We start from the raw sequence: 24,702 nt of genomic DNA, 5'->3' as shown, positions 1-24,702 counted from the left end.
TTGTTTCATGAATGATATTTGGGCATAATGAACATCAGATTTATCGTTTGCCAAATGAGGGAGGTCCGTCCAGTAACCTGTTTATGCAGGAGGGCCAAACGTAAGAGTAAGGTGAGTAATGGATATACAGACATCAGTGGTTGCCCATGATCCAGGATCGCTTGTTATCGGAGTTGACGTGGGCGGGACAAAAATTGCGGCCGGTGTGGTGGATGCTCTGGGTCAGGTGTATGGGCGTGTACAATTTTCTACCGATACCAGCCGACCTGAGGCCACATTGCGTACCGTTGCGCATGCGGTTCGTAGTGCTATACAAGCGGCTGGTGTGAGTCCCGCGCATATTCGTGGTGTGGGCCTGGGCATTCCAGGGAAGGTCGACGTGGAAAACGGCGTCAGTGTATTTGCGGTCAACCTCGGCTGGCGCGATGTACCGATTAAGCGCCAGCTAGAAGCGGATTTGGCCGTGCCGTGCCGGGTCGAGAATGATGTCAATGCGGCGGCCCTGGGTGAATACCTGTATGGTGTGGGTCGGGGAACCGCAAACCTGGTGTACCTGATTCTGGGAACCGGCATCGCGGCCAGGGTGATGATCTCCGGACAATTGTACCGGGGGACCAATGGGTTGGCTGGAGAGATTGGCCATGCAATTTTTGTTGCTGATGGACCGCCGTGTCGTTGTGGAGCGCAGGGGTGCCTGGAAGCGCTAGCGGCTGGCCCGGCTCTTGCCCGCAGCGCTCGGGACGCGGTAGCGTCGGGCTCACCATCTTCCTTGCAGGAGGTGCTCAATCGGGGCTCTGAGCTCACGGCGGAACATGTATGCCAGGCGGCCAGTCAGGGTGATGGCCTGGCAATGCGCATTATCACTGAGGCGGGGGAACATATAGCCCACGCCATTTACTTGCTGTCCTTGTCCTTTGACCCTCAGGTTGTCGTGCTGGGTGGAGGGCTGGCCCAAGTAGAAATATTGATGGATGCTGTTCAGGCGAGGGTGGCGCGTAAAGCGGAACAATCTCCTATTTTTCGGGACATCTATCACGCGCAGCTTGTTCGTCTGACGGGTTTAAAGCAGGATGCTGGTATTCTGGGTGCGGCTGCGCTGGTTGCCTCACCCGAGACGATCTAAAGGTGTGAACAATGAAAACACTTGTCATAAAAAACGCTCGCATTGTTACCCCTCAGCAGGTCATCGAGGAGGCCGCCATTGTTGTGAGGGGGGAGCGGATTGCAGAGATTCGCTCGGATAATACATACCCGGCGGACGCGGCGGTTGTTGATGCCAGCGGGTGCACTATCGTACCGGGTTTTATTGATGTCCATGTGCATGGCGCGGCCGGCTACGATACGATGGATGCAACGCCCGAGGCGTTGCATGGGATGGCGGAATTTTTTGCCGCCCATGGTGTTACCAGTTTTCTCCCTACAACGGTCACGGCCGAGCACACTGCGCTGCTTGCGGCAATCGCGAATGTCGCGCAGTGTCAGCAGAGCTACCAGCGGGGCGCACGTATTCTTGGTGTTCACCTGGAAGGGCCGTATTTGAGCGAGGTTCACCCGGGGGCCCAGCCGGTTCAACATATTCGTCCGGCCGATCGAGCGGAATATACGCAGCTTTTCGCACAGGATAATATCCGTCTGATAAGCCTGGCCCCTGAAAAAGCCGAAAATCTGGCGCTGATTGAGTACGCACGTTCCCAGGGTGCGGTGGTCGCGGTTGGGCACTCTGCCGCCTCGTATGACGACGTGATGCAAGCCGTCAAAGCGGGCTTGACGCAGGCCTGTCATACCTTTAATGGCATGGCAGGATTGCATCACCGTACGCCAGGAACGGTTGGCGCGGTATTGAGCTGTGATGACATTTACGCCCAGGTGATTGTTGACCTGATCCATCTTCATCCGGCGGTAGTCAAGCTTCTTGTCAGAGCGAAGGGAACCGCACGTACCGTCCTGATTACCGACGCGATACGGGCGGCTGGACTGCCAGATGGAATATACGATCTGGGTGGACAGAGTGTTTCCGTCAGGCAAGGAGTTGTCAGCTTGACGCATGGCAATAGTCTCGCGGGCAGTACCCTGACCATGGACCAGGCGCTACGCAACGTGATGAAGGCCACGGGCTTGCCGCTGGTGGAAGCCTTGCCGATGGCGACCAGCGTGCCGGCCCGCTCGCTGGGTCTGGATGCCGATCTGGGATCGATCTTGCCTGATTACCTCGCTGATCTGGTCCTGCTGGACCAGAATTTACAGGTACAAGCGACGATTGTACTGGGCAATGTCGTGTACCAGGCCACTGAGGTATTGAGCCAGTAGAGCCGGCATGTTTCCTGCGCACTCAGAAATAAAGGAGAGTGCGCATCATTTTGTTGTAGAGGAGCTATACATGCAAGTCACCATTTGTGGGAATGCTCAGGAACTGGGGCGCGCGGCAGCTGCGCTCACCGCGAACATCATCAACGAGCAGATAGCAGCAAAAGGCAAGGCACGATTGGTCTTATCGACAGGAGCTTCACAGTTTGAGACACTAGAAGCGTTGGTGAAGATGGACATCGAGTGGGAGAAGGTTGAGATGTTTCACCTGGATGAATATGTCGGCCTTTCCGATCGCCATCCGGCCAGCTTCCGAAAATATCTGAAAGAGCGTTTTGTGGATCAGGTCCCGATAGAGAAGGTGCATTATGTAAATGGCGAGGAAGATATCAAGGGCCATATTGAGATGCTCAGTCGCGAAATCGCAAAAGAGCCCATAGATCTTGCGCTTATCGGCATTGGAGAAAATGGGCATATCGCCTTTAACGATCCCCCGGCCGACTTCGACACCACAGAAGCGTATATTGTGGTGAATCTGGACGAGAACTGCAAGAAGCAGCAGGTAGGAGAAGGTTGGTTTGCCTCAGTCGACGATGTGCCCCGTCAGGCGATTAGTATGACCGTCCACCAGATCATGCAAAGCAAGGTTATCATCTCATCGGTTCCTCACCAGGCGAAAGCCCGGGCCATACGCGCCTTTTTTGAGAATGAGGTCACCAGAGACGTTCCCGCAACCATCTTGAAAACGCATCCGAATTATACGCTCTTTCTTGACACCCATTCTGCCTCACTCGTTGACCAGCCGGAACTAAGAGGCGAGAGGTAGGCGCAAACCCTGGTTCAAGCAGTTTAAGGAGATGGTATGAAGAAGTATGCAATTGTCGGGGCGAGCAGCAGGGGGACATCGATGTTTGCTCTTCCTATAGCCGAAAAATATGCAGATGTTGCAAGACTGGTTGGGGTCTATGACCCCAACTATAAGCGGGCCCAATTGTTGCAGCAGAAGTACGGTGGTGGTTTTTCCGTTTATGCGAGTTTTGAAGAAATGGTCTGTGATGCCAGACCGGACATCGTTATTGTCACGACGATCGACCGCTATCATCATGAGTACATCATTCAGGCGCTGGAGATGGGTTGCGACGTTATTACGGAAAAACCAATGACCATTGATGAGGAAAAATGCAATGCCATTCTTGAGGCTGAGAGACGCACCGGAAGGAACGTGACGGTAACGTTTAACATGCGTTTTGAGCCCCTGGTCATGCGTATGAAGGAACTTCTCAAACAAAGGATAATCGGGCAGATTTTCAGTGTGCATTTCGAGTGGTTTCTGGATACGAGCCATGGCGCGGACTACTTCCGCAGATGGCACCGCAGAAAAGAAAACTCTGGCGGCCTTCAGGTTCACAAGTCGACTCATCATTTCGATGTCATTAACTGGCTGCTGGAAGAAGAGCCGGTGGAAGTTTGTGCCTTTGGGACGCTGCGCTTTTATGGTCCGACCCGCGAACAACGAGGGGAGCGCTGCTTGACCTGCCAGTATAAAAACACATGTGAGTTCTATTTTGATATCGCCAGGGGCGACATGCGGGAAATGTACCTGGAAAGCGAAGATGTCGACGGCTACTATCGAGATGCATGTGTCTTCTCCGATGAGATTGATATCGAAGATTCTGTGAGCCTGAACGCACGGTATTCCGGTGGCGCGGTAATGAGTTATTCGCTGACCGCCTATTCGCCTTATGAGGGCTTTAAAGTATCGATCAATGGCAGCGAAGGGCGATTGGAGGCCGAGAATCTCCATGGCGCGATTGGTCCTTTTGCTGGAGAACACATCTACAAACTACGAATGTATAACCGCAAGCAGGAAGAGATTACGGTGAAAGTGCCTGTGCTCCAGGGAATGCACGGAGGCAGTGATGAACAGTTACAAAGAATGCTCTTCCGAGGTGATGTGCCTGACGCGCTTCACCAGCAAGCCAGTTCCTGGGACGGAGCCATGTCCAATGCGATTGGTTTTGCCGCGAATCGCTCGATGAAAGAAGGAAGATCTATAGCTATTAAGGATATGATTCAGAGGCCTGGTGGTAACGGCTGACATGCTGGCGCGCAGAGGAGTTTCTTGCCCCATCTACAAGGGTTTCGCCTATGAGTAGAATCAGGGTGGGCAAAAAATCTTCAGGAATGATGATTTTCTTGACAATGTAGAAAAGCGTAGACTATAATCGACGAGCAGCTATGTAGCATGATTGATCGGTTTTGATTGATTTTAAGTAGTATGCCCTCTGCTCGAATAGAGAGATGATTGATTCAGGCGATTGCCTGTGTATCTGTCAGAGACGTACAGCAGAGACCGTCCACGTCCAGTGTGGTATGCGCACCATACAGACAGTTACCAGATGCTTCAAATAACGCTTTGTGAGGGTATATGCAATTATATGTCGAGCGATTGCGGCAGATCGAACAAATGATTAAAGAACGTCAGCATGTCAGGGTCATTGAATTAAGCGAGCATTTTGGTGTGAGTGAGCCGACGATTCGGCGGGATCTTCAGAAGTTAGAGGCAATGGGAAGGATACAGCGCGCACATGGCGGTGCCAGTATTGTAGAGCAAGCCACACCAGAGCCACCAATTGTGCAGCGTAGTGCGGAATATCACGAGGAGAAGCGACGCATCGGGCGGGCAACCGCCCAATTGATCCAGGACGGTGAAACAATTTTCTTGGGCTCAGGCACAACAACGCTGGAAGTCGCTCGTAATCTGAAGGATAAGAAGGATCTGACCGTTATCACCAATGCCATCAACGTGGCTTACTTTTTGGCGGGCTACCCGGACATCAATGTGATTATCACCGGCGGCGTGTTACGCCACTCAGAACTTTCCATGATCGGCTATATTGTGGAGCAAACCTTAAAAGAACTGCGAGCCGATAAAGTTGTCCTGTCCATGCGTGCGGTAAGCGTGGATGATGGTCTGACCAATGACAACCTGTTGGAGACGATGACGGACCGGCAGATTATTCAGCTCGCCCATGAGGTAATACTGGTTGCCGATCATACCAAGTTCGGGAAGGTTGCGACGGGTGTGGTTGCCCCGATTACAGCGGTACATAAGATCGTGACTGATGATCAGACGCCGGCGGAAACGATCAAGCGCTTACGTGAAGCAGGTATCACCGTCCTTCAGGTCTAGCATGTAAAAGGGGGCGTGATCCTGCTGATGCTGAATTGAATCACGCCCTTGCCGCAGTTATTCGTGCTGTAGCCAGCGATCTAACCATTGATACGCCTCTGCACGCACCTCAGTTGGGAAGCCATGTCCACCTGCAAATTCTCTCAAGCGGAACGCGTCGGGCACCCCTTGTTGCGCATACGCCTCGGCCGCCTGTTGCCCGATGCGGCGTACCCCATCAATGGGAAAAATCCAGTCCTGTGTTCCGGCCGTCATCATCAATGGTGTCGGAGCAATCGAACTGATCAACGCATCGACATCACCAACGCTTAGAAGACCCGGGACGTATGCTGCAAAATTATGGTTGATCCCATGATGCAAGATCGTAGCAAATGTGCCCACTCCACAGGAGCACACGCCCGCTTTGAGTCGTCGATCAAAGAGCAGCGACCAGCAGACTTCCTGTCCCCCCAGCGAATGTCCAATGGTACCAATGCGATTGGCATCGACTTCGGGTAACGTGCAGAGCACATCAACCGCACGTGAGAGATCCCAGACATAGCGAGCCTGTAGCGTACTTCCTGTGAGCAAATAATGCATCGCGAGAAAGCGCTCATACCGTTCTTCCGCAAGGACATTCTTATTCGTCTGTTCCCATCGCTGCCTATCTTCTGCTGTACTTTGCCGCTCTTCAAAGCCTTCCAGATCTAGCATGAGTGTGACATACCCGCGTTGGCATAACTCAAGCCCATAAAACAGGTTGGCGTTTCCCGCTAGCCCGGCTGGTTCACTCTTCCCCAGGTGAAATTCGCCACTATGTTGATGGATACAGAGTACTGCAGGAAGTCGCTGCGCCGGCGCTTTGCGTGGAAAGAACAGATATGCGGGAACGTCAACGCCGGGACTGGCCGTATAGCGAATGCGCTCACGTCTATATTCGTCTGTCTCATAGCGTTCGAGTACTTGTATATTGAGTGCACAGCTTTGAGGAGGCGTACCCAGCTTTTCTAAAAATTGTTGACGTATCTGCTCATTGCTATCGATATTCTCTCGCATTTTCGTTTTTCCCCTATTTAAACGGCTTCGTAATCTATCGACTGGAACTGGCATGTCTGGGCCGATTCTTTTGCAGCCAGGCATAAGAGAGCGCTCTGCATGCCTTCTTCCAGGGTCGCAATCGATTGCGCCCTACCATGCATGACGTCGATAAAGTTCCGAACAAGCTCTGCATCCCCACCGAAATGATCTTCGCCGCTGTCTACCTCATAGGTCCGAACCTGGGGGATATGGTGCATATACACCTTCACGACGCCGCTATAAAAGTCGAACTCGACGGTCCCCTTGTAGCCGATGAAGCGTGCGCCGCGGGTTCCTGCTTTCCTGCGAGCCATAAAGTTTTGTGAATAAGAAAGGTGCATGCCTGTATCGTAACGGACCAGTGCGCTTCCAGAGTCTTCGTTGCCGGTATCGGTAGCAAAGCAACAGTACTCCCCGCTGGAAGCGTTTTCCGGACGCAGCGCGCTCTCTGCGCAGACCTGGTTCTCGTCGCATTCAATACACTTCAAACCTGCGGGCTTTGTCCCTTTGAACACCTGCTTCGACGTCATTGCACAAACAGTTATTGGCTTGTAGCCGAGCACATAGGTAAGATAATCGAAATCATGTGTTGCTTTTTGCAAAAACAGGCCACCGGTTTCGTTTTCGTCGCGGTACCAGCTGTGGAAATAGACCCCGCCATACGGCACGTTGTTAAATGCCTGTACATGTTCCACCGTCCCAATGGTACCCGAGCCTATAATTTCCTTGACCAGCTTCACGAGCGACGTGACCCGCAGTGGGAATGAAACGACGACAGGGGAAGTGGATACTTCGGATGCACGTTTTAACCGTACGAGATCCTCCATCGTAATTGCCACCGGTTTCTCTAGATACAGCGGGATTCCGTGTGGAAGCACCTTGAGGGCCATTGGCGTATGCAGTGAGCAGTGTGTACCGATCAAAACGCCGTCCAGGTGAACATTGTCGAACATGTGATCTGGCGTTTCATATAACACAGCATCCTCAACATGCTGGCCGCGTACGCCTCGTTTAATCCCTTCTTTTCTTACATCCACCACGGCGGCCACAGAGCATTCGGGAGCTTGCTTCCGAATAAGCTCAACAATCCAGCTGATTCTTGCACCGTAGCCTATGACGCCCAGTTTCATATCTTTTTCTTCCTTCTTTTTATCCTGTACATATGCCGAAAGAATGCATGACGCTGCACACTTCTAACTCCGTGTTCAGTATGATGATTGCAAAACCGGGTAGCTTACACAACGACCAAAGACGGAGAGATTGTGCAACGCTTTACGGTGATATGGGCGAATTTGAATGCGCGGGACTCCATCAGTGACCGGTCACTGATGGAGTCCCGCGTTCACTTATCGATCAAAAAAGAACCAAATAAATGATCATTCTTTTTCGATGGTAACATTTGTCGTTTTCTATTGTCAAGGATTTTGATCGATATTCTTGCTCTCCTCTTATTGACAACCGGCTCATGCAAATTTATAATCAATAAATCGGGCACAGAAATGATCATATGTGTTTCTTTTTCGATCACTATACAATGAAGCGAACGAGTTGTCTTTTCATTGTCTGTTGTAGTAGTAGAAAGGATACATACCGATGTGGTTTGAAGGGCGCCTGGTCGAGAGTGGCTATCCGGTGCGACTAGAAGTCACGGATCGTGTTATTGGCCGCATTGAATCTCTTCACACTGCCCAGGATGTGTGGATTGCGCCGGGTTTGCTCGATATCCAGGTCAACGGATATATGGGACATGATGTCAACGCGCGTGATGTGACGCCCCGGGATATTATCGACCTGGTCCATGCACTGTGGCAACGAGGCGTCACCGCCTTGTGCCCGACAGTTATCACGCAATCAGAAGTTCATATCTGCCACGCCCTGCAAGCGATTGCTACAGCCTGCAAGGCCGATCCCTTAGTAGCGCATGCTATTTCATGTATTCATGTCGAAGGACCATATATCTCACCTGAAGATGGACCCCGTGGTGCTCACCCGTTGGCGCATGTGCGTCCTCCTGATCTGGCAGAATATGCTCGCTGGCAGGAAGCCGCCGAGGGGCGGATTGGTATTATTACGCTTTCGCCGGAGTATCCAGCGGTATCTGAGTACATTCGTTCTGTTACGGCAGACGGGGTCATTGTAGCTATTGGACATACAGGCGCTAAAGAAGATGACATTCGCGCGGCGGTTGATGCCGGAGCCCGCCTCTCCACGCACCTGGGCAATGGGTCGCATGCTCAGATTCAACGTCATCCCAACTATATCTGGGAACAACTGGCAGAGGACCGACTGATGGCGAGCTTCATTTGCGATGGACATCACCTCCCACCTGCAGTGATGAAGGCGATGTTGCGAGCAAAAGGCGTTGAGCGCTCTCTTTTAGTCAGTGACGCAGTCGCTGTCGCCGGACTGGAACCCGGTATCTACCAAACAGTGGTAGGAGGCCAGGTGGAGCTATTACCAGGTGGGCGCCTGAATCTCTACAATACACCCTATCTCGCAGGTTCGACCAGTTCATTACCCGAGTGCATTGCCAATGTCGTTCGCTATGCCGGTTTGACGTTAGCCGATGCCGTGAGAATGGCGAGTGTGAATCCTGTACAACTACTCGGGCTGGATACACTGCAGAGGCGTGGTTCCGTTCGTAGTGGGGCGGCAGCCGATCTCACCTTCTTTCACATTGATCAGTTTTCCGGGGAATTGATTATCGAGGCGACCATTGTTCATGGCGAGCTTGTCTATCAACGCAAGGCAGAACAGGACACGTGAGGTACAATCTGATCAGCGTGCTGTCAGGAAACGCACTTGATTTCACCAAGGAGGAACAAGCGGTATGCGATTAAAGGAAAGAGTCGCCGTCGTGACGGGGAGTGGCTCAGGCATAGGCAGAGCTATCGCGCAGATCTTCGCTGCAGAAGGAGCGGCGGTCGTGGTGGTGGATCGCGTTGGTGACCGGGCCAGAGAAACAGTGAGCCAGTTGACAGAAGCGGGGGGGAAAGCACTGGCGGTCGTAGCCGATGTCGCAAGCGCACGAGACGTGGAAGCTATCGTGTCACAGGCCCTGCAAGTGTATGGACGCGTGGATATTCTGGTCAATAATGCAGGTCTCGCGCTTGGCGATGATATTCTGAGTATCACCGAAGAGGAGTGGGATACCAACCTTGCCGTGGTCCTCAAAAGCGTCTATCTGTGTTCAAGAGCACTGTTACCCGGGATGATCGAGCGAGGGCAAGGCGCTATCGTCAACATCGCCTCGGTGAACGGCTTGAACGGGCTGGGAGAGGAGGCATACAGTGCTGCCAAGGCGGGAATGATCAATCTGACGAAAAATATGGCGGTCAAATACGGCTCATCAGGTGTCAGGGTGAACTGTATCTGTCCCGGGACCATTCGTACCCCCATCTTTCAACCGGATCTAGAACGTGACCCTCAGCTTTTTGAGCGGCTTGCGAAATGGTATCCATTAGGCCGGGTGGGAGAGCCAGAGGACATTGCGCGTGCTGCATTATTTCTGGCGTCAGATGATGCTTCCTGGATAACCGGCACAGCAATGGTCGTGGATGGAGGCTTGCTGGCGGGGAGTTACCGTATGGCTAGAGAACTGACAGGCTTTGGTGAAGACTAGCCAGAGGTAGCATTTGGGGCAGTCACTAATAATCTAAATTTCCATCATCACCCAGGGATTAGAGAGGGAAAAATGCCATGCTCATCATAGACGCGCATCTCGATTTGGGATGGAATGCTCTTCAATGGAACCGCGACCTGCGGCTCTCGACCTATACGCTGCGCTCGCAGGAGGCACACCAATCAGGCCCAGGCCGAGGGCAGGGTACTACCGCTCTCCCTGAATTACGCAAGGGGCGCATTGCCCTCTGTTTCTCCACACTGCTTGCGCGTTCAACGGGGCGAGCCACACCGCACGTGGATTATGCCTCAGCGGTTCAGGCCTTTGGGGCCGCGCGCGGTCAGCTTGCCTACTATCGGGCCTTAGAGCGAGAGGGACTCATACGCATTATTTCGCAACTGACTGACCTGGAGCGGCATATGGCTGAATGGCAACAATGGGATGCGGATCCAAAGTCGGATGAGAACGCTATGCCTCCATTAGGCTTTCTTATCAGCATGGAGAGCGCCGATCCGATTTTGAGTCCGGGAGAGCTTGAAGAGTGGCAGGCTGAAGGGGTACGCGTCATTGGTCCAGCACATTACGGGCCGGGAAGGTACGCCGGAGGAACGGGTACGGAGATGGGATTGACGCCTGAGGGCAGGGAATTTATCGCCGAGATGCAACGGCTGGGCATCCTCCTGGACACGACCCATCTCTCAGATCAGGCGTTCTGGGAGGCCTTAGAACTGTATCAGGGTCCCATTCTCGCCAGCCATAATAACTGTCGGACGCTCGTTCCTCATCAGCGCCAGTTTGATGATGAACAGCTGAAAGCGATTATTGAGCGTGATGGTGTGATCGGTATGGCCTTTGATATCTGGATGATGCAGCCTAACTGGACCTTGAACACAGGGGTGAAGCTCGCAAAGATCGTTGAACATATCGATCATATCTGCCAGATCGCTGGCAGCAGTCGCCACATAGGAATCGGAAGTGACCTGGATGGCGGATTTGGTCGCGAACAATCACCGTGCGATCTGGACACCATCGCCGATCTGCAACAGTTGACCGGACTGCTGGCGGATCGTGGTTATAAGGATGAGGATATTGCAGGGATTATGCATGGCAACTGGTTGCGTCTGCTGCGTCAGGCGTGGAAGAGCAGTTGAACCTTGAAAAACCTGTAAAGCAGTTGGGGGCATTTGTGTGCAGATATCCTTTTCGCGTACATCTGGCGCTTCCATTGTTTTCTTAGATTCTTCTGTTGAACTTTTGCCAAAGGCGGCTGGATGCCAGGAAGCTCGAATCAGGCTACCATTTCTTTTGAAAAAACCATCTCACAAAATGCACGATTTTCAGCGTTTCTATAACGTGAGAAAAGGTGGAGGAAGGGATGGGAGCACAGTATTGCAATCCTCTAACAGAAGTAATGGAAGAAAGGCAAAAAGTACATGTTCGACAAGAAAGATTCTGAGCAAAACAAGAAAAAACTTTTCGCGCGAACTATGAAAGATGCTGCCCTCCGCCGGGAGATGCTCAACAATCCGAGGGCTGTTCTTGAGCGTGAGCTCGGCATCAAGCTCCCCGCCGGGACGAACGTGCAGGTGCACGTGAATTCGCCTGATACACTCCATATCGTTTTGCCTTCGGAGAGCGACGCGGCAACTGCACAGGAGCTTTCCGACGCGGATCTCGAAGCGGTCTCTGGAGGATTACCATGTTCGGGGCATGGCAGCAATAGTGTGACGACGTGGGGTGGGGGATTGTGTACGCCCTGCATGTAAATGCATCGTATGGTCGTGTGAAAAGCAACATCAATTGATAGAAATTGGCTTATTATTTGCTGGTGGATAGGATTTTTGCCTCATCCACCAGCAGTTTCACACGGCTTCATTGATCTGCGGCAAGCCATGGCTTGAAGACATCCAGGAGTCGTGAATCCGTGTCAGCACTTCCCCTTACAGAACAAGAACTGCGTCGTATTGTCGCAGCAGCCAGTCATATTGACGAGCGTCAGAGTGGCGCACTCGTGCCTGACCGCGCGGCCACAGATGATGAAACGATCACCGATCGACTCAACGAATGGTGCCGTACACTCGCGAAAGGAAATCAGGAGCAGTTTGAACAACGCCTGGCCTGGGCGGGATTGGATCCGGTGAGTGTACAGCCTCTTCTTGGGGGCATGCGTCTGCGTGAGGATGTCTCGCTTCCACCATGGACAGCGACGTTACAGCGGGCATTGGGCCTCCTTGCTGCCAGACCCGATGCGCCACAATCAGATGATGAGAAAGAGGAGGCTTCCCATTCATGTATAGATCTTCAAGAGCCGCTGCCTTTTGAAGATCTCCTGGTTCCATTTATAACAGTGGCCCAGAGGCAGGTGGCGGATCAAGCCGGGGTCGCCTATCGCATGCTTACCGATGAGGCGCACAGAACACTCCAGCGGGCATTGCTGCGTAATCTGACAACATCTGCCGCCCACGCACTCCACCTCGAGTTTTCTATTCACTGCCTGGAGGAACAATCACCCTTTGAATTGCAACTGGCCAGTATTCAGGATACTGCTGAGCGTACCTATTATTACCAGTTCATCGCGTATATGCGTGGCGGGGGATTACGCACGTTTTTTCAAGAGTATGCTGTTCTGGCCCGGTTGCTCGCTACCACCACGGATTTCTGGGTCGAGGCCATGGTTGAGTTCTTGCGCAGGTTGGAAGCCGATCTCCCTGAGATTCAACGCCTGTTTGGTGGTACAAACGAACTGGGACGGGTGACGAGTATTCAGGCGTCGCTCTCAGATCCCCACCGGGGCCAACGCAGCGTCATTTCCCTCACCTTTGCCTCAGGATGCAAACTTATCTATAAACCCAGAGACATTGGTATAGAGGAAGCTTATCAACATCTTCTGGCATGGTTGAATGAACATGGTGTCCCTTTCCTCTTCAAGACTTTTACCGTCCTCAACCGGTCGACACACGGTTGGGTGGAATACGTAGAACAGAAGCCGTGCGAGAGCCGTAGAGAAGCACACAACTACTATCGACGCGCGGGTGTTTTGCTCTGTCTGCTTTACGTGCTTGAGGCGACCGACTGCCACTACGAAAATCTTATCGCCTGCGGTGCCTATCCTGTTCTGGTAGATATGGAGACGCTCATGCACCCCCAGGCACGTTTTGAAGAAGAAGGAGACGCTATCGACGCGGAAATGCGTGCTCTCCAACTGCTCACACACTCGGTGCTGCGGTCTGGCCTTCTTCCCAGCTGGCAGGTGGGCGCCGATAAACAATACGCGTATGATCTCAGCGGCCTGGGTAGTTTTAATGAGCAAGATGTCCCGGTGGAGGCTGTATGGGAGTATATCAATACCGATCATATGCGGCTTGCACGACGAAATATTACGCTCCCCAGACTGAGCAATCAGCCCAGCCTGGATGGGGTTTCCCTGCGTGTTGAGGAGTATGCTGACGATCTTGTGATGGGTTTCCAGCAGATGTATCGCTTTCTGTGTAACCATCGTGCGTTGCTTCTGGCACCCTGGAGTCCCCTGCAGGATCTGACGCGGCAGCAGGTTCGTTTCCTCTATCGTCCTACCAGGGTGTACACTGTTCTCCTCAGGCGGCTCCTGGCTCCGAAATATCTGCGCGATGGCGCAGATCGCAGTATTCAACTGGAGATGGTAGGTCGGGGCGTTCTCTGGATCGATAAGGCTCGTCGAGACACGGAGATGAAGCCGCTGCGCTGGCGCGTCTTTCTCGCCGAACGACAGGCGATGGAACAGGGCGATGTTCCTTTCTTTAGTGCGCCCGCGAGCCGCACGTCCTTGTTTGCAGTCCCAGGCCAGGAGATCGAGGATTGTCTTGAGCAGCCCGGCTCCGACATGGTTATGTCTCGGCTTACGGTATTAGATGACCAGGATTGTCAGAAGCAGGTCAACCTTATCCAGGCCGCCCTGTACACACGCGCCGCACGTGACGCCGCCAGCCAGCCGAAAACGCCAGAAGATACGCCCCTGGTATATGACATGCGCACTGCGCTACCACAGGTTTCCCAGGAAGAGTTGACCACCCAGGCCCTTGCCATCGCTGAACAGATTGCCTCGCGGGCCATTCGCGCAACTGATGGCAGTGCGGCCTGGATCGCTCCAAAATTTTTGGCCCAGACTGAGCGCTATCAGCTCCATACCGTCGGTTATGATCTCTATGATGGCTCTGCTGGCATCGCTCTGTTTCTAGCGGCCGTGGCGCGGGTCGCAGGTCGCACTGATTATGGTGAACTGGCCCGCATGGCAGTGCAGCCATTGCTGCGAACAGTACACCGCTTTGGAGAACGCCTGATCAGAGATATTGGGATTGGCGGAACCTCGGGTATCGGTTCCATTGTGTATGCTCTGACCCGCTTGAGCTCTCTGCTGAACGAACCAGCCCTGCTCGACAGTGCCAGCCAGGCCGCTCACCTCATCACCACTGAGCGTATCTTCATGGATCAGGCGCTCGACATTTCGGGAGGCGCGGCGGGCGCGCTGCTGGGGTTGTTAGCGCTCTACAATACCTCTTCCGATCAGGATATCTTAGATCAGGCTATCATCTGTGGTCTCCATTTGCTTCAGGAACAGGTATCCTCTCCAACGGGACCGCGATCCTGGAAAACCATGGGTGGAAGATTCCTCACGGGCTTTTCTCATGGCGCCGCCGGTATCTCCTATGCGCTCCTGCGCCTGTATGCGGCAACACAGCAAACGCGCTTCCTGACAGCAGCCAGCGAAGGAATTGACTATGAGGACAGCTTGTTTGTGCCGGAGGCAAACAACTGGCTTGATCTGCGGCAGATGCCACAAACAGGCTTTATGACGACCTGGTGTCATGGAGCACCGGGCATCGGCCTGGCCCGTATCGGTGGCCTCTCGGTGCTCGATACCCCTCAGATTCGCTCCGATATCGCTTCCGCGCTCCAGACGACCAGGCGTCTGGGATTGCAGGATCTAGACTATCTCTGTTGCGGCAATGCAGGGAGGATCGAGGTCCTGCTGGCCGCCGCTGATCGGCTCTCGCGCCCCGACCTGGCCGAAACTGCCAGATGCCAGATCGGACAGATTGTGACGCAGGCGAAACGGACAGGAGCGTTTTTGTTGCATCCCCTCCTGCCCCCACAAATCTATTGTCCAGGTTTCTTTACAGGAACAGCAGGTATCGGATATGAGATGTTACGCGTTGCGTACCCCGCTGTACTGCCATCCGTCCTGTTATGGGAATAACATTTCGGGATACTGGCCTCTACTGACGGTTCGCAAAACCATGGAGCAAGCAAAATTGTGTTCAGAATAATGTTTCAAAAAACTCAATTGCTATCGTTTTCCATATAGCTACAGCAAAAAATAAGTGCTGGGTGGTGGTATGGGCTATAGCTTCCTGTTCACACTATTGCGGTATGATATGGCCTTGGTCATGAGACCGAGGCACCAGGAAAGGACCTATGTATGGCGAATCAGAAACGTGAGATTGACCTTGTGCGGGCCGGGCAAGACCAGGCCTATCGCAGCAGCCTCGAAGCGGCAGGCATTGATGTAGTGCGTGTCTGGAAAGACGAGGAGTATCGCGCCAGCCTCATTGCCCAGGGTTACCGCATTCATGAAAGCCCTGCCGGAGCCGAGGAATTGAGTGATGCGGAACTCGCAAAGATAGCTGGCGGCATTTATCGATCTCATGGTCCCCAACCACAGTACGAGGATCCATGCGCGCAGACCGGCGTGGGATGGGAGGTTTGCGGCACAAAAGATCTGGTAGGGAATTGGTGTTAGCAACGCTTACTCTTCGAGAGTGGGTTTGATTTCTGCTACCATCTTGGGCTTGCACCTGCGGCTCTCACTTCTTGCAGAGAATCATGTAAAAAATGTACAAAGAGTATATTTACATGCTTCTCTGCAGCGTTTGAAGGACAAATATACGTGATCATTCGGATATAAAACGAAAAATTATGATTTTGTACAATGCGATCATAAATGCACAGAAGATAGAAGAAGCATAGATGGAGTCAATGTGAGAATAGATCAGCAGAACACGCTTTCTCAGGAACAGAGCAGTTGGTATCGCGCCTCTACGCTGGCTGAGCGCCTGTCAGCCCTGAAGGCACGGCGAACTACCGTTCCTTTTCCCCACGGGGATCAGGCAAGAAAACGCTTGCAGCGTTGGCAAGAACAATCTATCTTCAAAGATGGTTTCGCGTTTCTGGAACGGTTGGAACTGGACGGCATAACAGAGGAAGATTTACTCACCCTCCTGGAACCATCTGTTGTCATTCCTCTCCTTACCTCTGCCGGATGGACAACAGAACTTGTTCAAGCCTTTGCAGCGCCTCCCACGCCTCAGGATGAAGCCTTGCTGCCCAAACCAGGTGAGGAAGAGCGCTCAATGTCTCCATTTCTCAAGCCTGTCGAGCCACTTTTGCGCCAGGCTCGCGCTCGCCTGTACTCGGGCATTGAGCGCCTGGAACGTCAGTATACCATCTGTCCTTTCCATACACCTGCTGTGCTCTCCTCGCTCTTTGCCTCTCTCTCAGTCCAGTTTAGAAATCTCCTCACCAGAACCCTGGTGCTTGAGATGCATATGTACCGCGTTCAACAACGCTTGCAGGGAGAGACACCAGAGCAACGCTTTGCATCTTTTGTGGATCTCCTTTGCCATGGTCAGATCTCCACTCTTCTCGAAGAATATCCTGTGCTTGCCCGCCAGCTCGTCACCACTGTTGAGCACTGGGTAACGTATGGATTGGAATTCCTTGACCATCTCTGTGCGGATTGGGCGGAACTCCGCGCAAGGTTTAGTCCTGAAACAGACCCCGGCCCATTGATGCGTATCCATGTGGGCGCAGGAGATGCTCATCGTGGAGGCCGTACTGTTTTGCTGCTGCAATTTCGTCATGGGCTTCAGCTTGTGTATAAACCCAAGTCGCTCGCCATAGATGTCCACTTTCAAGAGCTTTTGAGCTGGCTCAATGCCTGTGGATACTCTCCACCATTGGCAACGATGAAAATAGTTGACAGGGGAAGCTATGGGTGGACTGAATATGTTGCCCCTCACGATTGTTCCTCCGAGGCCGACGTGCAGCGTTTCTATCAACGGCAGGGAGGGTATCTCGCACTGCTCTACGCGCTGCAAGCTCTGGATTTTCACGCGGAGAATGTGATTGCCGCTGGGGAACATCCTTTCCTGATTGACCTGGAGGCCCTTTTCCATCCCAATGAGAGTGTACCGCGGGGCGCTGAGCACCCAGCAGCCAGCGTGCTTCGCCATTCTGTCTTACGCGTTGGCCTGTTGCCGTACCGTATCCATGCCAGTGATACGGATGAAGGGATCGACATCAGCGGACTGGGTGGGTGGGGTAAACAGCGCTCTCCGCTCCCCGTTTCCATGTGGGAAGAGAGCGGAACTGATCGAATGCATCTGACCAGGAAGCACATGGAATTGAAGGCCTATCAGAATCTTCCCCGGCTAAACGGGCAGGACATCGCGCTTCTGGACTATAAAGAGGCTCTGCTGACCGGATTTACCACCATGTATCGTCTTTTGATGAAACAGAGGGAGGTCTTCGTTACCGATTACCTGCCGCGTTTTTGGATGATGAGACACGTGTGATTCTTCGTCCAACCTATCTCTATATGTTGCTCTTACGAGGCAGCCTGCACCCCAACAACGTTCGTGATGGTCTCGATCGCGATCGCTATCTTGATCGTTTGTTTTTTGACTGCCAGAAATGGCCGTATCCCGCTCGTATCGTCGCAGCGGAACGGGCGGCTTTGCTGGGAGGAGATATTCCTCTCTTTACAACGCGCGTGAACTCTCGCGATCTCTGGACCTGCCGGGGAGAGCGGCTCTCTGATTTCTTTCAACAGTCAGGGGCCCTCTCTGTACAGACACTCGTCCAACACCTGAGCGAGGAAGATTTACAGCGGCAATGCTGGTTCATCGAAGCGTCGCTTACCAGTTTATTCGTCGAAGCTCAGCGCGCCCGCCGCCAGCCACGGAAACTGCCATCTACCTTTATCCCTGCGACACGGGATCGCCTTCTCGCCCAGGCTTCTCAGATCGGCAGGCGACTCAGCCAACTGGCTTTTGGGACGAGAAAGGGCCAGGAGCAGGCTGGCTGACCGTGGCGCATATCCATAAACATGAGTGGAGTGTCCAATTCGCTGGATCAGACCTGTATGATGGAGCCAGCGGGATTATCCTCTTTCTGGCCTACCTCGGGAAAGTAACGGGCGAAGAACACAGCACCATGCTCGCCAAAGCCGCGCTGAAAACCCTGCAGGCGACGCTGGATGAGTCGAAGCAGCAATGGGGCCCGGGAGCTTTTCAGGGATTGAGTTCCTTGATTTATCTCTTCTGCCACCTGGCAAGCCTCTGGGATGAGCCTGCACTGCTTGATGCGTGCGAGGAACTGATTGCCCTCTTGCCACCGTTGATTGCAAAAGACACCACGTTTGACATTATCAGTGGGGTGGCTGGATGTATCCTGACTCTACTAGCTGTTCATCGCGTCACTTCTTCTCAGTCGGCTCTGGTTGCCGCGATCCAGTGTGGGGAGCATTTGTGTCAGCATTCCTGCACAATGAAGGTAGGCAGCGGTTGGAAAACCCCACAGCAGGAGATACCCCTGGCAGGCTTTTCGCATGGGTGTGCTGGAATTGCCTATAGTCTGCTCGCGTTGTTCTCGCTCACAGGAATTGAGCGTTTCAAGCAGACAGCCCTGGACGCTCTGGCCTATGAACGGACGCTGTATGTTTCGGAGGTCCGAAACTGGCTTGATCTGCGCGAGGGAGATGAGGGAAAAAAACCTGCGGATGGTGAGCGGCAAACGTTCATGCTCGCATGGTGTCATGGTGCGCCCGGTATCGGACTGGCCCGGCTCGCATGCCTGCCCTATCTGGATGACGCTATCATCCGCGAGGAAATCATCACGGCCTGCCAGACAACAGCGGACTCTGGTTTTGGCATCAACCATTCTCTCTGCCATGGTGATATGGGTAACCTCGAAACGTTGTTGGTAGCAGCGCGAACACTCGGTATCCCCGAGCTTCACGAAAGCGTCTATCGCCTGGCCGGTGCTCTCCTGGATGAGCAGAAAACGCAGGATTGGGTGGCCGGTGTTCCCATAGCGGTAGAAACTCCAGGGCTCATGACTGGCCTGGCCGGTATTGGCTATGAGTTGCTGCGACTTGCGGACCCGGATACTGTGCCCTCTGTTTTGCTCCTGGAGGCTCCTGTGCCGCGCCTTTGATGTGCATATTGCGAGTAAGGAGGTCCTCCCTGGAAAGAGCCTCTTTCCAGGGAGGACCTCCTTACTCCTGGCATAGAGGAAGCAAGCTTTGATAGCATTGCGTAGCCGCGATATCAGCTGGCAATGACCATGGCCCATTTTTGCTCAGGCGCGATGTAGCCTGCTCCATTGCCCTATGGCGACGCACAGCACCACCAGGAGCGCGGAAGCACCGGTGAGCAGGGTTAGATGCTCACCCAGCAACAGCGTGGCCCAGACGATGGTGAGTAAGGGTTGGAGCAGTTGTAACTGGCTGATGCGCGCGATCCCACCACGCGCCAGTCCGGCGTACCAGGCGAAAAATCCCAGGAACATGCTCACCAGCGCGACATAGGCAAAACCGATCCAGGCCAGCAGGTTGCTGTGGATGCCATCCTGGACCAGGTTCCACCCAACCGGCAAGAGTAGCACGGGCGCGGCGAGTAGCAATGCCCAGCAGATCACCCGCCAACCACCCAGTTCGCGCGCCAGCCGCCCGCCTTCGGTATAGCCCACTGCGCCCGCTCCCACTGCGGCCAGCATCCAGACATCGCCGATCTGCACATGACCGCCGCCCTGGACGATGGCAAAGAGCAGCACCGCCAGCATCCCCGCGATGCAACTAAACCAGAAGAGCATGCGTGGCCGCTCGCCCCCACGCAAAACGCCACCGACGGCGGTCAGCGCGGGCAACAGCCCGCAGATAATGGCGCCATGCGCTACCGGCGTTCCCTCCAGAGCCAGTGCCGAGAAGAGTGGGAAGCCGACGACCACCCCGCCAGCCACGCATACCAGGCTGGCCCACGTACGCCTGGGAGGGACGCGTTCGTGCCTGACCAGAAGGACAATCCCAGCCAGGACCGCCGCTACCAGCGCGCGTCCCAGTCCGACCGTGACGCTGCCGAATCCTGTTTCTGCCAGATGCGTTGCTGGCAAGGTCAAACTAAAGCACAACACGCCCAGTCCACCAAGCCAGACCGCACGATTGCGGTCCCTCCCCGCACGGTGGACCATCATTGTCTCTGGCTGCTCAGAGACAGCAGGACGAACAGGGACTGTATCCATCAACGATCTCTTTCTTCCAAACAGAGGAGCTTCGCAACAAAATGGGCCTCCCATTTCCCTGGCAGTGGAGGGAATTGGTCCTCGCCACCGAACTTGCTCGCTCTTGTCAAACGGCTTCCTCTTGAGACTATAATCGAAGTGGACTGATATTTTAAGGGCCATTCAGCACAGAAGTGGACTTATTTTATGCAGAGAGATATCCTATCAGTGCTTGGTTTGTGGACGCAGGACAAGGGGCCACTTTACCAGCGTCTGGCGACGGCCTTGCGCCGAGCGATCGAAACAACAGCATTGCAGGCCCACACTCGTCTGCCCGCAGAGCGCGTGCTGGCCCGCAAACTGGGGGTGAGTCGCACCACCGTTGTAGCCGCGTACCAGGCCCTGGAGGCCGAAGGCTGGATTGAGCGCCGCCATGGCAGTGGCACCCGCGTATGCCAGGTGCCCGCCAGTCATTCCGCACGAGTTCGCGAGCTGCAAACCAGCCTACTGGCGCACGGCATGGTCTACGACGCGTTTCTGGCCGAACAAATTGAACAGATTGACCTGGCCACCGGGGCCGTGGCCTGGCCACAGGGTATTTCTCTCCAACCGTATCTCCCCACTGCCGATACCCTCGCGCCTCTCGTGCAGGACTATGGCTATATACCGCGCGGTTTCCTGCCCCTGCGTCAGGCGATCGCACACTATTTTCGCCAGCGCGGCGTCCCGACCACCGCCGATCAGATTCTCGTCACAACCGGCGCGCAGCAGGCGATCCAGCTTCTTGCCTCCTGCTGTCTGCAGCATGGCGATGTCGTCCACCTGGAAACTCCGACTTTCTTCGGCTTGCTGGATGTTGTGCGTTCCCTTGGTTTGCGCTGCGTTGCTCTTCCCGTCACGCAGGATGGCCTGGATATGCTTCAGTTGCGTCAGCAGATCATCTCTGGCGCGGCCTCCTGGCTCTTTCTCCAGCCAACATTGCATAATCCCACAGGCAGTGATCTCTCGCTGAGCCAGCGGCGGAGCCTGCTTCAATGGGCGAGCGAGTACGGCGTGACGGTGGTAGAAGACCTGACCATGGCTGATCTTCGCTGGGCTGGTTCTCCACTCGCTCCGCTGGCGGCACTCAATCCAGAACGTACCGTGATCACGCTTGGCTCGTTGAGCAAATCGGTGTGGGGTGGCATGAGAATTGGCTGGGTGCGCGCGCCCGTCGAGATGATCGCTCGCCTGGCACGCTTCAAAACAGTCCAGGATCTGGGGTCGTCCCTGCTGGCTCAAGTCATGGCCACCGCCCTACTCAACGACCTGGACACGTTCCTGGTGCAACGTTTGCATGAACTGCGCGAACGGCAGGCATATATGGAAACCTACTTGCGGCACCATCTGCCTGACTGGCAATGGCACCATCCCAGCGGCGGGCTTTTCCTTTGGGTTCAACTTCCCACAGGGGAGGCGCGTGATTTTACCCAGGAGGCGCTGCGCCACGATGTTCTGATTACTCCCGGCCCGATGCTTTCCGTCAACGAGGAGTACACTCGCTATATTCGTCTCTCCTACATCTGCGAACCAGCACAACTGCTTGTCGGTCTCACACGCCTGGAACAGGCCTGGAAATGTTACCTCACCAGGTTGGAGAAGCATCAGAATCCTGGTTCTGCTCTGCTCTAGCTCCTTATACATAAAACGAATATTCGCATTTTAACTCATAGATACGGCAAAATAAAACTTTTTTCTACAATTCTAGTGGGCAACATGAAAAAATTAGATGAGCTCCAAATGACTTTATGCGGCTGTTCTCCTGGCAACTTTCGCTCGGTTGGGATCATATATAGATAGAAATAAGTCCTCTTCGTTGCCTTACTGCATCAAAATAGACTACACTAGTTCCAGGAGTTCAGAATACTGAATTAAGTTGTTCTCCTTTGTTGTAGATATTCGCTGAACTCCTTGCGTTTCGGTTCACCGTGTTCTGGCCTGTCAGCCCGAGATGCGCTCTTGTCGTGGATAGAGTATTTTCGCCAGAGCAAACACTGATCATCAAACTCTTCATTAATCGCCTCTATTTTTTATATAATTCGTCTCGATTTCTTTCACGGCACATAAAAAGCCTCCAGGTGTAAGCTTGTCTGCATTTCTGCTCAGGTCGGGGAAAAGTGCATCTTCTTCAAGCACCTGGCCACGAAATCAGTCACAACGGACGCTTTTTGCGCCGTTTCTGGCTATTTCGGCAGAAATCGTTTACACTGTTAGAAAAGGAGAGAGTACGTTAGAACGACCTCATCTGTTCTCGGAGGCTGCTCATGCTTGATGATGATGCCTATCGGTACTGGCTCGAGAAGCTGAGATTCTTCGATCCTGCGCGCACCTTACTCACCGGTATCCGACGTTTTCCTCCAGTTCGTCTCATCGCCGGAGGGCGAGGTTATATTCATAGTTGCTATCCCGGTCACAGAATGAGCAGGACCATCCAATTTGCATATTACAACGTGCGAGCTTGCGAGAATCGTTGAGTCGCTCCCCCTCATCTTACGCACGTTTATTGGCATCTCAAATAGGAGTGTGTATCATGACAGATCACGCAGATGGAAATCCCCGCGTCACCGTTTCTGGTGGCATCCTCGAAGGGACAATAGAGCCTGGATCGGGTGTGCGTAGCTTCAAGGGCATCCCGTTCGCTGCCCCGCCGGTTGGTGACTTGCGCTGGCGTCCGCCGCAGCCGGCTGCGCCTTGGAGGGGCGTGCGCCAGGCCCACAATTTTGGCCCGCGGCCCATGCAGCTACCCGTCTTCGGCGATATGAACTTCCGCTCGAATGGCATGAGCGAGGATTGTCTGTACCTCAACGTGTGGGCGCCCGCCGAGCCGACAGCGGATCGGTTGCCAGTGCTGGTCTATTTCTACGGTGGTGGCAATGTCGCCGGCGACGGCTCGGAACCACGCTACGACGGTACGAGTCTGGCGCAGCGCGGCATCATTACCCTCAGCGTCAACTATCGCCTGAATATCTTTGGCTTCTTTTCGCATCCTGAGCTGACGCAGGAGTCACCACACCATGCCTCGGGCAACTATGGCTACCTCGACCAGGTGGCGGCGCTGCATTGGGTGCAGGAGAATATCGCGGCCTTCGGTGGCGACCCCCGGCGCGTGACCATCGCCGGCGAATCGGCGGGGTCGATCTCGGTGAGCGCACAGATGGTGTCGCCGCTGGTGAAGAACCTGATCGCTGGCGCCATTGGATCGAGCGGATCGCTGATGGGTGCGCTCACACCTGTGTCGCTGGCCGACGCAGAGCGCGTCGGACTGGAGTTCGCGGCTAGCGTCGGAGCCTCGTCGCTGGCCGAGTTGCGAGCTCTGTCGAGCGAGCGGCTGCTGGAGGCGACACATGAGCACACGCCGCAGCACTTCTCCGGCACGATTGACGGCTACTTCTTGCCCCATGCACCGGCGGATATATACGCTGCAGGCGATCAGGCGCACGTGCCGCTGCTGGTCGGATGGAATTCTGAGGAGGCGCCCTACGTGTTCCTGCTCATGGATCAAGAGCCGACCGTGGAGCATTACCGTACGGTCCTACGCGAACGCTTCGGCGAGCGGGCCGAGCAGGTGCTCCAGCTGTACCAGGCGGCGACCGATGAGGAGGTCATCACGGCCGCTACGGACCTCGCGAGCGACACGTTCATCGGCTACAGCACCTGGAAATGGGCAGAGATCCACGGTCAGACCGGCGGCCAACCGGTGTACCGCTATCTCTATGCCCACCCGCGCCCCCCGATGCGCCCTGAGATGGGCGACGCCGTTGCAGGGCTCGCGGGTGGTGTGCTGCGCGGGGAGGAGGCGGAGGCGGAAGCTCAGCGCCTGCCCCCGGCGCGTGGCGCCGTCCACTCGGCGGACATCGAGTATTTCATGGGCAACCTCGCGACGAATATGGTCTATACCTGGACGGATGCCGATGAGCGGCTCTCGGAGCTCATGCAGCAGTATTACGCCAACTTCGTCAGGAGTGGGGATCCGAGCGGTCCTGGCTTACCGCGGTGGCAGGCGGCAAATGTGGGCGATACAGTTCAGTTTATGCGCCTGGATGTCGAGTCAGCTATCGAACCGGATCGCCATCGCGCGCGGTACCTGTTCCTGGACGAGCTCATCGGCGGTACGCTGGCGCGTTGATCTGCTCTAGGGGCCGGAAAAAAGATCCCTCCTGGAAAGGTGCTCTTT

The 24,702-nt window shown here is 54.4% G+C and carries 19 protein-coding genes; 16 read left to right on the top strand and 3 right to left on the bottom strand.

The annotated features are described in order from the left end of the window. The first annotated feature begins 118 nt into the window (after positions 1 to 118). From AABA21_RS04210 to AABA21_RS04190, 5 genes are all read left to right on the top strand, one after another. Positions 119 to 1,123, top strand: a complete 1,005-nt coding sequence (locus tag AABA21_RS04210) for an ROK family protein (protein WP_338247737.1) — start codon at positions 119 to 121, stop codon at positions 1,121 to 1,123. Positions 1,124 to 1,134: 11 nt separating this feature from the next. Beyond that, the gene (gene nagA, locus AABA21_RS04205) at positions 1,135 to 2,307 is read left to right on the top strand and encodes an N-acetylglucosamine-6-phosphate deacetylase (protein ID WP_338247736.1); all 1,173 of its coding nucleotides are present in this window, start codon (positions 1,135 to 1,137) and stop codon (positions 2,305 to 2,307) included. A 70-nt stretch (positions 2,308 to 2,377) separates the two neighbouring features. After that, positions 2,378 to 3,130 carry a glucosamine-6-phosphate deaminase gene (locus AABA21_RS04200; protein ID WP_338247735.1) on the top strand — a complete coding sequence of 251 codons (753 nt, stop codon included), beginning with the start codon at positions 2,378 to 2,380 and terminating at the stop codon, positions 3,128 to 3,130. 36 nt (positions 3,131 to 3,166) lie between these two features. Then, on the top strand, positions 3,167 to 4,402 hold the full coding sequence (locus tag AABA21_RS04195) for a Gfo/Idh/MocA family oxidoreductase (RefSeq protein ID WP_338247734.1): 1,236 nt from the start codon (positions 3,167 to 3,169) through the stop codon (positions 4,400 to 4,402). A 330-nt stretch (positions 4,403 to 4,732) separates the two neighbouring features. Next, positions 4,733 to 5,497, top strand: a complete 765-nt coding sequence (locus tag AABA21_RS04190) for a DeoR/GlpR family DNA-binding transcription regulator (RefSeq protein WP_338247733.1) — start codon at positions 4,733 to 4,735, stop codon at positions 5,495 to 5,497. A 57-nt stretch (positions 5,498 to 5,554) separates the two neighbouring features. On the opposite strand, the gene AABA21_RS04185 is transcribed toward AABA21_RS04190, so the two are convergent. Both AABA21_RS04185 and AABA21_RS04180 read right to left on the bottom strand, forming a co-directional pair. Next, positions 5,555 to 6,532: an alpha/beta hydrolase family protein gene (locus AABA21_RS04185; RefSeq protein ID WP_338247732.1), complete on the bottom strand. Its 978-nt coding sequence runs from the start codon at positions 6,530 to 6,532 to the stop codon at positions 5,555 to 5,557. Positions 6,533 to 6,549: 17 nt separating this feature from the next. Beyond that, the gene (locus AABA21_RS04180; RefSeq protein ID WP_338247731.1) at positions 6,550 to 7,683 is read right to left on the bottom strand and encodes a Gfo/Idh/MocA family protein; all 1,134 of its coding nucleotides are present in this window, start codon (positions 7,681 to 7,683) and stop codon (positions 6,550 to 6,552) included. A gap of 463 nt (positions 7,684 to 8,146) precedes the next feature. Between AABA21_RS04180 and AABA21_RS04175 the strand changes: the two genes are divergently transcribed. The 9 genes from AABA21_RS04175 to AABA21_RS04135 all read left to right on the top strand — a co-directional run bounded on the left by AABA21_RS04175 (position 8,147) and on the right by AABA21_RS04135 (position 19,427). Beyond that, positions 8,147 to 9,319 (top strand): N-acetylglucosamine-6-phosphate deacetylase, encoded by a 1,173-nt coding sequence (locus AABA21_RS04175; RefSeq protein ID WP_338247730.1) that lies wholly within the window; start codon positions 8,147 to 8,149, stop codon positions 9,317 to 9,319. A 64-nt stretch (positions 9,320 to 9,383) separates the two neighbouring features. Further along, complete coding sequence (locus AABA21_RS04170; protein ID WP_338247729.1) at positions 9,384 to 10,175, top strand: SDR family NAD(P)-dependent oxidoreductase; 792 nt, start codon at positions 9,384 to 9,386, stop codon at positions 10,173 to 10,175. A gap of 77 nt (positions 10,176 to 10,252) precedes the next feature. After that, positions 10,253 to 11,326 carry a dipeptidase gene (locus AABA21_RS04165; RefSeq protein ID WP_338247728.1) on the top strand — a complete coding sequence of 358 codons (1,074 nt, stop codon included), beginning with the start codon at positions 10,253 to 10,255 and terminating at the stop codon, positions 11,324 to 11,326. Positions 11,327 to 11,608: 282 nt separating this feature from the next. Next, positions 11,609 to 11,941 (top strand): NHLP leader peptide family RiPP precursor, encoded by a 333-nt coding sequence (locus AABA21_RS04160; protein ID WP_338247727.1) that lies wholly within the window; start codon positions 11,609 to 11,611, stop codon positions 11,939 to 11,941. 158 nt (positions 11,942 to 12,099) lie between these two features. After that, positions 12,100 to 15,408, top strand: a complete 3,309-nt coding sequence (locus AABA21_RS04155) for a type 2 lanthipeptide synthetase LanM family protein (RefSeq protein WP_338247726.1) — start codon at positions 12,100 to 12,102, stop codon at positions 15,406 to 15,408. 222 nt (positions 15,409 to 15,630) lie between these two features. Then, entirely contained in the window at positions 15,631 to 15,951 is a 321-nt protein-coding gene (locus AABA21_RS04150) for a mersacidin/lichenicidin family type 2 lantibiotic (protein WP_338247725.1), read from the top strand. 238 nt (positions 15,952 to 16,189) lie between these two features. Next, on the top strand, positions 16,190 to 17,785 hold the full coding sequence (lanM, locus tag AABA21_RS04145; protein WP_338247724.1) for a type 2 lanthipeptide synthetase LanM: 1,596 nt from the start codon (positions 16,190 to 16,192) through the stop codon (positions 17,783 to 17,785). Further along, positions 17,782 to 18,297 (top strand): DUF4135 domain-containing protein, encoded by a 516-nt coding sequence (locus AABA21_RS04140; protein WP_338247723.1) that lies wholly within the window; start codon positions 17,782 to 17,784, stop codon positions 18,295 to 18,297. The genes lanM and AABA21_RS04140 overlap by 4 nt, the downstream gene beginning before the upstream one ends. A gap of 2 nt (positions 18,298 to 18,299) precedes the next feature. Next, positions 18,300 to 19,427, top strand: coding sequence for a type 2 lanthipeptide synthetase LanM family protein (locus tag AABA21_RS04135; RefSeq protein ID WP_338247722.1), 1,128 nt, complete (start codon positions 18,300 to 18,302; stop codon positions 19,425 to 19,427). A gap of 144 nt (positions 19,428 to 19,571) precedes the next feature. On the opposite strand, the gene AABA21_RS04130 is transcribed toward AABA21_RS04135, so the two are convergent. Then, entirely contained in the window at positions 19,572 to 20,510 is a 939-nt protein-coding gene (locus AABA21_RS04130) for a DMT family transporter (RefSeq protein ID WP_338247721.1), read from the bottom strand. Positions 20,511 to 20,696: 186 nt separating this feature from the next. Between AABA21_RS04130 and AABA21_RS04125 the strand changes: the two genes are divergently transcribed. Then, complete coding sequence (locus tag AABA21_RS04125; RefSeq protein WP_338247720.1) at positions 20,697 to 22,160, top strand: aminotransferase-like domain-containing protein; 1,464 nt, start codon at positions 20,697 to 20,699, stop codon at positions 22,158 to 22,160. A gap of 898 nt (positions 22,161 to 23,058) precedes the next feature. Beyond that, entirely contained in the window at positions 23,059 to 24,654 is a 1,596-nt protein-coding gene (locus AABA21_RS04120) for a carboxylesterase/lipase family protein (RefSeq protein ID WP_338247719.1), read from the top strand. Positions 24,655 to 24,702 lie beyond the last annotated feature (48 nt).

Source organism: Dictyobacter halimunensis (genome assembly GCF_036245075.1).
The sequence above is the reverse complement of the archived record's forward strand: the minus strand, read 5'-3'. Positions and strand labels throughout refer to the sequence as shown.